General features: G+C 45.9%; 11 protein-coding genes. 10 read left to right on the top strand and 1 reads right to left on the bottom strand.

All coding sequences use genetic code 11. The features are described from left to right. Positions 1 to 100: 100 nt before the first annotated feature. From P5G61_RS25965 to P5G61_RS25950, 4 genes are all read left to right on the top strand, one after another. The gene (locus P5G61_RS25965) at positions 101 to 733 is read left to right on the top strand and encodes a 50S ribosomal protein L25 (protein WP_301249112.1); all 633 of its coding nucleotides are present in this window, start codon (positions 101 to 103) and stop codon (positions 731 to 733) included. Between the two features lie 281 nt (positions 734 to 1014). Continuing rightward, entirely contained in the window at positions 1015 to 1533 is a 519-nt protein-coding gene (locus P5G61_RS25960; protein ID WP_301249110.1) for a hypothetical protein, read from the top strand. 272 nt (positions 1534 to 1805) lie between these two features. After that, positions 1806 to 2771: a helix-turn-helix transcriptional regulator gene (locus P5G61_RS25955; RefSeq protein WP_079350638.1), complete on the top strand. Its 966-nt coding sequence runs from the start codon at positions 1806 to 1808 to the stop codon at positions 2769 to 2771. Positions 2772 to 2818: 47 nt separating this feature from the next. Beyond that, complete coding sequence (locus P5G61_RS25950; RefSeq protein ID WP_301249109.1) at positions 2819 to 3181, top strand: HIRAN domain-containing protein; 363 nt, start codon at positions 2819 to 2821, stop codon at positions 3179 to 3181. Between the two features lie 24 nt (positions 3182 to 3205). Here P5G61_RS25950 and P5G61_RS25945 read toward each other — a convergent pair whose 3' ends face one another. Further along, entirely contained in the window at positions 3206 to 4306 is a 1101-nt protein-coding gene (locus tag P5G61_RS25945) for a glycosyltransferase family 4 protein (protein WP_301249107.1), read from the bottom strand. 170 nt (positions 4307 to 4476) lie between these two features. On the opposite strand from P5G61_RS25945, the gene P5G61_RS25940 reads away from it, so the two are divergent. The 6 genes from P5G61_RS25940 to msrA all read left to right on the top strand — a co-directional run bounded on the left by P5G61_RS25940 (position 4477) and on the right by msrA (position 10459). Beyond that, positions 4477 to 4791 (top strand): DUF3817 domain-containing protein, encoded by a 315-nt coding sequence (locus tag P5G61_RS25940; protein ID WP_079350635.1) that lies wholly within the window; start codon positions 4477 to 4479, stop codon positions 4789 to 4791. 279 nt (positions 4792 to 5070) lie between these two features. Beyond that, entirely contained in the window at positions 5071 to 5889 is an 819-nt protein-coding gene (locus P5G61_RS25935; RefSeq protein WP_024633128.1) for a TerC family protein, read from the top strand. Positions 5890 to 6469: 580 nt separating this feature from the next. Then, complete coding sequence (locus P5G61_RS25930; RefSeq protein ID WP_301249106.1) at positions 6470 to 7933, top strand: RtcB family protein; 1464 nt, start codon at positions 6470 to 6472, stop codon at positions 7931 to 7933. After that, positions 7933 to 9234: an ATP-binding protein gene (locus P5G61_RS25925; RefSeq protein WP_301249105.1), complete on the top strand. Its 1302-nt coding sequence runs from the start codon at positions 7933 to 7935 to the stop codon at positions 9232 to 9234. The genes P5G61_RS25930 and P5G61_RS25925 overlap by 1 nt, the downstream gene beginning before the upstream one ends. A 285-nt stretch (positions 9235 to 9519) precedes the next feature. Beyond that, positions 9520 to 9777: a GlsB/YeaQ/YmgE family stress response membrane protein gene (locus P5G61_RS25920; RefSeq protein ID WP_017686880.1), complete on the top strand. Its 258-nt coding sequence runs from the start codon at positions 9520 to 9522 to the stop codon at positions 9775 to 9777. Positions 9778 to 9943: 166 nt separating this feature from the next. Continuing rightward, the gene (gene msrA / locus P5G61_RS25915) at positions 9944 to 10459 is read left to right on the top strand and encodes a peptide-methionine (S)-S-oxide reductase MsrA (RefSeq protein WP_301249104.1); all 516 of its coding nucleotides are present in this window, start codon (positions 9944 to 9946) and stop codon (positions 10457 to 10459) included. Positions 10460 to 10483 lie beyond the last annotated feature (24 nt).

Genomic DNA, 10483 nt, shown 5'->3' with positions numbered 1-10483 from the left:
ATTCGGCCACGCATGAACAAGGCCATTCTGGTCTAAGAGAGAAGCTTATGGCTTCCTAACAAATATGAAGTAAGGATCCCTTGAAGGAGGATGTTCAATCATGAAATCCAACGGAAAAATGGCTCAACTTACGGCAACACCAAGAACTGAAAAGAAAGGTGCAGCATTGCGCCTGTTAAGACAAGGCGGACGCGTTCCGGCAGTCGTTTATGGCCCGGGATTGGAAGGTGCCGCGATACATGTAGATGAAAAAGAAATGCTGAAAGTAGCACGTACAGGTCGCTCCGAGATGTTCAACCTCAATCTGGAGGGGGGCAAAACGGTTCCAGTGCTGATCAAGGATCAGCAGGAACGTAACGGACGTCTGCTGCATGTGGACTTCCTGCAGATTTCGAAGAACAAGCCGATCAGCGTTAGTGTATCGATCGACTTCCAAGGCACCGCAGCCGGCTCGAAGGCAGGCGGTGTGTTCCAGACGCAGGAAACTCAACTGGAGGTCGAGGGACTGCCAGCGGATCTGCCAACCTCCATTGAGGTGGATGTCAGCGGACTGGAAATTGGTGATCGATTGACGGCTGCGGATATCAAGCTGGATAAAGGTTTGACACTGGTGACGGCAGCTGATTCCATCATCGCTTCCGTAATGCCGCCACAAGCGGCTGAGGCAGAGCCTACGGCTTCTGCGGATGATGCGGAACAGGCAGCATCAGAAGAGCCAGCTAAAGAAGAATAAGGGATCAGAATATTCAATATTTTGACCTCAACCAAGCCCGGTCGTAATGACCGGGCTTTTTTATATTGGAAAGGTTCTGTCTTTAGTAGGGGGCTGGGGAAGATGTGGTATGGTATGCCGTTTTATTTATGAGAGATTGCCGCATAGTGGCGTTATTCGTTATGATGGTAAGGCCGAATGAGCCTCTCGTTCAAGTTGCGCAGTTAGGCAAATTGGCAAGCTATTTGCCTCGGAAAAGCAACTAATCGGAATAAATTGCATAAGAAGGCAGGTTTCGCATCATGTTTGATCCGACGATTTATGACAATTTGAAAGTAGGATTTGAAAACCACCTGTATGATCTTGATAATTTGGATGAACTTATTTCCATAACGGACCGGAAGGATCAGCTGGAGATGGCGCGTATGTCCAGAGAGTTCGTGTTGCAATTCTGCCTGAGAGATTGCCCTCACATAACAGGTGAAGTGGTCCTGAGCACATCGCTTGAGGAGCTTGCAGCTGAAATTCTGGAAACACCGGGTGGTCACTTAGGTTGTCGTTTGCGACTTCGGTTCAGGATGGTTATTAAGGAGCCTGAGACACAATGTCCGGCGATTAGCTCCATAATACAGCAGAGCTGGCCGGAACAACGAAAGCAGCAGCATATTCATTATATTTTTGAAGATAAGCCAGCAACGTATGCTGTCACAGCTGAAGTACATTTTGATCGCAGTGTAAATGAAGATCAGATGGGAGATATTCCTGAACTGTGCGACCATATGGTCAATGTGCTGACTAAATTATTGCAATTGCACAAATAAACATGAAAAAGAGTCTTGTCTCTGGTCAAAGAGGCAAGATTTTTTTTCGTTTTTTTTGAATGCCAAGTAGGCTATCTGGCGTAGGTATATGGACTTGAGGTTAAAATTTTACGCAAGCAAGTAAGAGATTGTATATTTAGTAAGCCGAACAAGTGCGATTGGACTATACATATAAGGTGAAAGTGCGAAAACAAGTTTGGGACTAAAGATTTAGTACCGGACTAAAGGAACTAGTTTTCCTTGCCGATAAAATATCGAAGGGGAGAAACTACATGACAGAGAAATTAATTCGTCTTCTGCGTATACTTCAGGCTATACAAGCGAATCCCGGAATTTCCGCCAAAGAATTGGCGTTGAAATGTGGTACAACTGTGCGCACGATTTATCGCGATCTCCGAATTTTGGACAGGGTTGCCCCTATCATGAATGAAGGTTATGGCAAAGGGTATCGGTTCATAGGTGAATTTGCCATGTATCCTCTGGATTTTACCGAACAGGAAGCCATGGTATTCTCCATGCTTCCATCCGTGGTGGATACTTCGCAACTCCCGGCTGAATTTGATTCAGCTTTTGATAAGGTGATGACGGCCCATACCAAAATGAAATCGAGAAACAGTGACATTGTAGAAAATATTGCAGGTATTATTCGTATGGGCACACCTGCATACCGGGAAGAAGGGAAGTATCCCAATTTGCTTATTCCAGTCATTGAAGCCATTCTGGATCAACAAACGATTCGAACTCAATATCACACACTTACGAAAAATGAAATCACGGTCCGCGACATTGACCCCTATTACCTCATTCCGCGCGACCAGCGTTTTTATTTGATTGGTTATTGTCACTTGCTGAAGAAAGTTTGTTTGTTTCGGATCAGTCGCTTTCTGGACGTTATACAAACTAATACCCATTTTGTTATGGGGGATTTCAACATAACGCAGTTCATGAAAAACACGTGGTCCATTGATCGTGGGGATAAACTGATTCATTTTAAAGTAAGGTTCAGTAAAGAGGTGGCCCCCTACATAAAAGAAGAAGAGATGTTTGTTCGTCCACGAATGACGGATATGCCTGATGGCGGATTGTTATTTGAAGTAACGCTGAACAGTAGTCGTGAATTCCTGAAATGGTTATATCAATTTGGCCCCGAAGCGGAGGTAATTGAACCCCGTGAATATCGTAAAGAAATTCGTGAACAACTCATAGAGTGGATGAAGCATTATGAGGAAGATCAATAATTTCGACCCTTTCAAATTAAAAAAAATGTGTAAAAGGAGCTTTTGTGATGAGAACCAAAATATTTGCCGCCATGTATGGAATGGAACATTATCATGGCGTAGAAGCTTTAAATGTGGGGGATACCTTATTTCTGGTCAAAGATCCCGACAATCGGGTAGATTCTCAAGCCATTAGGGTTGTCGTTCCTCCCATCGGGACGGTTGGATATATTGTTAATAACCCTCTGCTCGCTCCTCACGGCTGCTGGACAGGCTCAGGAATCTATGATGCTTTCCACCAACAGACCTGTGCTAAAGTGAGGTTTACCATGAAAGAGATGATAATTGTGGAATTAATTGAAATGGTGTATGTCCCTGTTCCGCATATGGATAGCTTTATTGCAGACTGGCAGTCACGTGAAAAAGCCTGACGGAAAGCGCGGCCTTAACCAGATCTATCCCCGGATGAGTCTTGTATAAGCTGCTTCGAGATGCATCGCTGTCCTAGCCCAACTGAACTGTTCAACTGCACTTGCACGACCGGCTTCTCCGAGAGAGCGTGCGAGAGAAGGATTGTCTGCCAGTTTATACAGGTAAGCAGCGAAACTTCGGGGGTTGTGATACTGTCTCACAAGGTATCCATTATTCCCGGAGACAATGATTTCACGAATGCCCCCATTGTCTGAAGCAATGACGGGTAGTCCAGAAGCCATAGCTTCAACATTCACCAGTCCGAAGGCTTCATGTTCTTGGGAAGGGCACACCAGGCAGTCCACAGCCCGGTACAAACGGTCAATGTGTTCATGGGCGATCTGACCTCGGAAGGCGGCCTCAACCTTTAATTTTCGGGCAAGCTGTCGAAGTTTGCGGACGTAGACCTGAGGTCCTTTCCCTGCAATGATCAGTTGCACGGGTACCTGCTGCTGAAGAATAGCTACGGCACGAATCAGTACATCCACACCTTTGCCAGGAATAAGTCGGCCTACATACAGAATGGAGAAAGGCCCTGAAAGGCCGAACTGCTTGCGCAGAAGCTGCTGCTCTCCTTTTATTGCTGGCAAAAAGCGGCTTAGGTCCACGCCAAGCGGCACCACGCCCATCCGTCGTTTCAAGGATGGGAATCTGCGACCCAGCCTTTGCCTGAGGGATTGACTGTTGACGGCAATCCAATTCGCTTTTTTTAGCAGTGCTAATCTTGCTGGCCCAGGTTGTGCAAAGGTTAACGAGTGAAGATAGAGCACCACGGGGATCGAAGGGAAAGCGCGTTTAATTGCAGCCATACTATGGGGTCTGTTGTCTACCTGAATAAAATCGAAGGGTTGAATTTTCAGAAAACGAATAACGGCCCTTGTGTACTCGTTGGGGCTGGATGCTGGCACACGCCGGATCGTAATGCCATCGATTTGCTCTGTGATGGCAAGGGCGGGCATCTGACGGCTTATGATCGTCACCTGGTGACGAAGCGCAAGTTCGCGAGCGATGCCCAGAATGCAGATTTCGACTGATCCGTTACCTGGGACTGGCAATTTTTCAGGTGCTATTAGGGCTATTTTCATCAACAGGATCCTCCTTGTCCATATTCGCAACAATCTTAGTCATATATCCTATGTGTTTCGGCTGGGTTTGGCTCCTGTGGAACTGCGCGTGAGGGTAAATTTCGTTTTTGTGATATACTGTACGGGTTGCAGTGAACTCATTGCGCGTATTTAGAAGCAGGAGGAAAAAAATGTTACATTCTACACTTGGTCGCTTTCGACTGCTGCTGTGGTTGCAGGGGCTTTCATATGTGCTGTTGTTATTTGTTGCTTTTCCATTGCGAAATGCGGGGATCATGCCGCAGGCGGTCACATGGTTTGGGAACATTTATGGTTTTTTATTTCTGATGTATTTATTATTTATGGTGAGTATGTATACCACGCAAAAATGGCGCTTACGTCGTCCGATCGCTTTATTTTTTGTATCGTTTATCCCTTTGGGCAATTTCATCTATGATCTGCTGGTCTTTCGCAAGCTGGATCGCAGACTGTCAAATAAAGCTTGACTTTGCTTATCGTTATGAATATGATGAGAACAGGTTATTGAACCCGTTCCAACTAAAAACCGCATATTCCTTATGTTAAAGGGGAGTAGCTTTCACAGTAAAGTCGTCAGTTCGGGATTCCATCCCCGGCTTTATTGGCAGCAATTTTGTTGTTAGCGAGACCTTTACCAAGTTTTCATACTGGGTAAAGGTCTCTTTTTGTGAATAAAAAGGACCTTACCAGTAATGGTAAAGGTCCTTTTTTTTGTACATCATAAGGATACTAAGGAGGAGTCAATTTTGGAGTTGTCATTATTATTGGAGTATGGGTGGGTTCTCGCCGTATTAGTAGTCCTTGAGGGATTACTTGCAGCTGATAATGCATTGGTTCTCGCTATTATGGTTAAGCACTTGCCTGACGAAAAACGCAAAAAAGCGTTATTTTATGGTTTGTTGGGTGCATTCATTTTCCGATTGGGTTCGTTGTTCCTAATCTCGTTCCTGGTGGACGTATGGCAGGTTCAAGCGATTGGAGCCCTGTACCTCTTGTACATCTCCATAAATCACATTGTCAAAAAGGTTATGGGCAGCCGAAACAAAACAGATGAAGCAGCGGATTCCACACCCAAAAAACCAAAAAGACAATCTGGTTTCTGGATGACTGTATTTAAAGTGGAAGTGGCAGATATCGCGTTCGCGGTCGATTCGATTCTCGCAGCTGTGGCGTTGGCTGTTGCTTTGCCACCAAGTGGATTGCCTCCGATCGGCGGACTTGATGGTGGACAGTTTATCGTTATCTTCCTCGGCGGATTCATCGGTCTGGTAATTATGAGATTTGCGGCTTCCTTCTTCGTTAAGCTGCTCCATTCACGTCCAGGGCTTGAAGTTGCAGCCTTCGTTATCGTGGGATGGGTTGGGGTTAAATTGGCTGTTATTACACTGGCACACCCTTCATTGGGCGTTCTGGATGAGCATTTCCCGGAAAATAAAATTTGGAAATTCGGGTTCTACATTGTACTGATTACGATTGCGGTATGCGGTTGGTTCTTGTCCTCTAAGGTTCCTGCAAAAGAAGATGAGAATCCGGTGGAAGAACTGGAACAACAAGCAGGGAAATGACGAAAACATGGTCAACCCTGTCAAAGTAATAATCAATATCTAATATCATGATATGCTTGAGTAAGCAGGGTCTGTTCCTTCAGACCCTGCTTTTTTTATAAAATTTATTAGTATGAAGTTTAATCTAACGCATATGCACAATGGGGATTTTCCAAGAAAAGGGTTGACACATTGAAACGAGTCCGCTTAATATAAACATAATATTTACGAAGGGAGGCCGAGAGACATGATGGTTGGTTATGATTTGAAACTCACAATGACACTACGAAGCACAGACACAATTGTATACCCAGTTCATCGTCTCTTTGGCCTCATACGGGCGACATAGGGGAAGATGCATATCGTTTATCATTGGAACGTTATTAATCGATATGCTACTCTCAGCTATAGCAATGGAGAACAGACGCGGCATGTTCATGCTGCTTTTGTTTTCTGTTATTGTCATGAAGGAGTCACGGGCGAACTGTCCGTGGCTTCTTTTTTTGTTTAACTGAATATGGATATGAATTAACAAAGAATTAGCGTTCGATTTTTGAATTGAACTGAATTAGCTGAACGTACGGAAAGGAAAAAAACATTTATGAATACTCAACCCAATTTATTTACAAGCCAAAACGAACTCGCAGGTGGATACCGACATAAAGTCAAATTGCCTGCTGGGGACTTAACGGTATATGCGGCACAACAGCTGTTCTCCTCATTGGATTATAAGGTGTTCGAAATGGCGAACAACAATCTTCAAATCCCGGGTATTTCCTACATGAGTTACACGCCTGATGTGCATGTCGGTGTAGGTACCTGCATCGGCACAACAGCGGTATGGGATGCCAAGAGTGGATTTGTATCTCCATCCATCGTAGGCAGCGACATCGGCTGTGGCATGCGGGTGCATATGACCAATTTGCATAAGGACGACCTGAAAGACGTGAAGCTGCGCCGTAAACTTGTGAAAGCTATTGAGAAGGTGCTGCCGATGGAGGCAAATCAGCGCGGTCATTACTCGGATATTCGTCTGGAGCATATCGTGCGCAAAGGCTTGCATGGCTTACCCAAGAAATATATCCCGGACAGCTACACACCGAAAAAATCAACTTCCATTACTCATGTCGAGAGCAGCAAGTTTGCCTTTGACGAGGAAGTATTGAATATGGTACAAGATATGACATGGCATCGGGCTCATCGCCAGTTAGGGACTTTGGGTGGAGGTAATCATTTTGCAGAGATTCAAGCGATTGAGATTGCCGAGGAAAACCGGGAAATTGCGGAAACCTGGGGACTGTACGATGGCCAAATTGTTGTTATGATTCATTCCGGTTCCCGGGCTTGGGGCGGGTATGTAAGCCAAACCAGTTCATCGGCGATTGCCAAAGTGATGCAGCGAAATGGTCTGGGAACAGCCGATCCAAGACTCGTTTTTGCTCCGCTTGATCATGCGGAAGGTCGCCATTACGTCAATTTGATGTACTCTGCATTAAATTATGCCGTAGTGAATCGCCATCTGATTGCGTATGCGATTCGCGAAGCTTTTCGGGATGTGTTTGGTCCGAAGTGCGAATTCCGCACCCTCTATGACCTGATGCACAACTATGCATGGGAGGAATCTCACGCGGATCAGGGCTCCGTCTTTGTACACCGCAAAGGGGCAACACGTGCATTGCCTGCAGGTCATCCGGATAATCCAAAGCCATACCTGGCAACAGGTCATCCCGCGCTCATACCCGGTTCAATGGGGACTGCTTCATATATCATGGTAGGCCAACCCGGGGGGAAGGATAATTATTATTCAATCTGTCATGGGGCAGGACGCATTCGTTCGCGTACAGCAACAAAGCGCCTGGTTACCGTGGAGGATTTTGCCTCGGCGCTGGGCGTAGGGACTGAAGATGAGATTGTGGTGAACCAGCGTTCGCTTGAATCCATTATAGATGAATCGCCGCAAGCGTATAAAAATGTCGATGAAATTATGGATAGTGTTACCGGTGCAGGTCTGGCTCAAGTTGTAGCCAAATGTAAACCACTTGCCGCTGTGAAGGGAGCTAAGTAATGACCATAGAGAAAGAACAAATGAATCCTAATGGAGTTATCTATTCCTATGAGCAACAAGACAGTCAAATTCGAAACGAAGGTTATGCCATATATGCCCGCTTGATTCGCGGCATTATTGAAGCGTTAGGCAATCGATATGGTGTTCGTTATGAACTCTATGCCAGCGATGATCCAAACAGTGAATACTGGGATCTGCTTAAAGAAGATCTGCAAAGCAACAGTACCGAAGTGGAGCTGGTTGCCCGGATTTTCGAAGATCTGGAGCTGCGCACACTGCATTATGAAGACGATGGAGATGCGCCAACCTATGGTATACATTATTCGATTCGCAACAATGTATTTGCCTATCCCCACTGGGGCGTAGCACTTGTCCGCATTCCGTTCTTCCGGGAGAACGGGATCTACAATGAGGATTTTGTTTTTGCTACAGGAGAAGAGGAATTGAAGCAGTTTCTGGGCAGTGTAAGAGAACGGGAACGGCAGCAAAATATGAAAAAGGTTACAGTATACACAGATGCCCGCAATGGCAGTGACCGTCATGTCGAATCCATTACCCGCTCTGTGGGGAGAGACGAGGTCGTGCTATCTCCGCAAATTAAACAGGATATTTTTCGTTCCCTGGACCAGTTTTTCGAGGCGGATCGCTCCTTTTATCGAGATTACGATATCCCATATAAACGGGGGATTCTGCTCTATGGACACCCGGGGAACGGTAAGACGACCCTTGTGAAATCCATTGCCGGGAGCATTCCGGGTCCTGCTGCATATTGGCAAATTACCGAATACACCAATAGCGAATCGGTACGTGAAGTATTTGAAGCAGCCAAACGTCTTGCGCCGATGGTGCTGATTATTGAAGATATCGATTCTATGCCGGATGAAGTCCGTTCCTTTTTCCTAAATACACTGGATGGGGCAACATCCAAAGAGGGCATTTTCCTCATTGGCACAACGAATTATCCGGAGAAAATAGACCCGGGGCTCATGAACCGTGCCGGACGGTTCGATCGGGCGTATGAAATACCGCTGCCGGATGAAGGGCTCCGCCTGCAATATTTGAACCAGCGAGGCTTTGCGGTCTTCGCAGGGGAAGAAGGCACGCTGGAAGCTGCGCGACTGACGGATACCTTTTCACTTGCACAGCTGGGAGAGCTGTATGTCAGCGCAGCGCTGGAATGGCATCAGAATGGACAGACAGACATTGTGCAGATCATTCAATCGATGCGAGGAGAGTTGGACAAGAGCCATAAACACAACTGGCTGGCCCAGCCAGGCAAGGGGCGTGCAGGGTTTTATTAATCGAATATAGTCATTAAAATATTCTCACCTCAATTGGTTATACTAAGGCGGTCTGATCTAACATACAATGACTTTCGGGAGGTACATAACGCAGTCTTGAGCTGTGTAAGATGCCGGGAAGTGACGCGATCTGTTTTCAATCCTGTGTTAAGGGCTGTTTGGCAGAGAAGAGGGCATATGAACAAAAGGTAATATACAACAATTTTTATGCCAACTGTTTAAATGCTTCTGTAGCGGTTAATAGTAGACAGACAACAACAAAAACTTTAATTAGAGGTGATTGATATGGGTTGGTTATGGTCATTAATTATCGGTGGTATCATTGGTTGGTTGGCAGGTCTGATTGTTGGTCGTGACATTCCCGGCGGCGTTATCGGTAACATCATTGCCGGTTTTATCGGCGGATGGTTAGGCGGAGTGATTCTGGGAGATATGGGTCCTGAAATGGGCGGATTCTACATTGTGCCGGCATTAATCGGTGCCATCGTACTTGTAGCGATCGTAAGCTTGATCTTCCGTTCCATGGGTCGCAGCCGCGGGTAACTCATTCAAGATCTCTTGAATATATATCAAGTCGGCAACGAGCAATTCGAATGACGGTTCATCTTACAAATGATCTTAAGAGGTTGATGGAAGTCCACGAGGTGGCTTTCCATCAACCTCTTTTTGTTTTAAGATATAGATGTACAAAAGAAAGGGATGAATCTGAATGGAAAAAGCTACATTTGCCGGCGGATGCTTCTGGTGTATGGTTACACCGTTTGAAGAGCAGCCAGGCATTCATGGTATTGTATCCGGCTATACCGGCGGTCACGTCGATAATCCAACATATGAGCAGGTCAAAACCGGGGAGACCGGTCATGTCGAAGTCGTTGAGATTACCTTTGATCCAGAGATATTCCCGTACGAAAGACTGTTGGAGCTCTACTGGCCTCAGATTGACCCAACGGATGATGGAGGGCAATTTCAAGATCGTGGTACTCAGTACCGGACAGCAATCTTTGTCCATAATGAACGTCAACGTGAGCTCGCAGAGCAGTCCAAGCAAGAGCTGGCAGCAAGCGGGCGATTCAGCCAACCGATTGTGACGGAGATACGGGATGCAGTTGTGTTCTATCCGGCAGAAGACTACCATCAGGATTACCACAAGAAAAATGAGAAGCATTATAAAGAAGACCGCGCGTTATCCGGACGGGATGAATTTATTGAAGAAAACTGGAAATAATTGATTTCAATACTTCAGATGAGG

This window comes from Paenibacillus vandeheii (assembly GCF_030433635.1).
GTDB lineage: Bacteria > Bacillota > Bacilli > Paenibacillales > Paenibacillaceae > Paenibacillus > Paenibacillus vandeheii.
The sequence above is the reverse complement of the archived record's forward strand: the minus strand, read 5'-3'. Positions and strand labels throughout refer to the sequence as shown.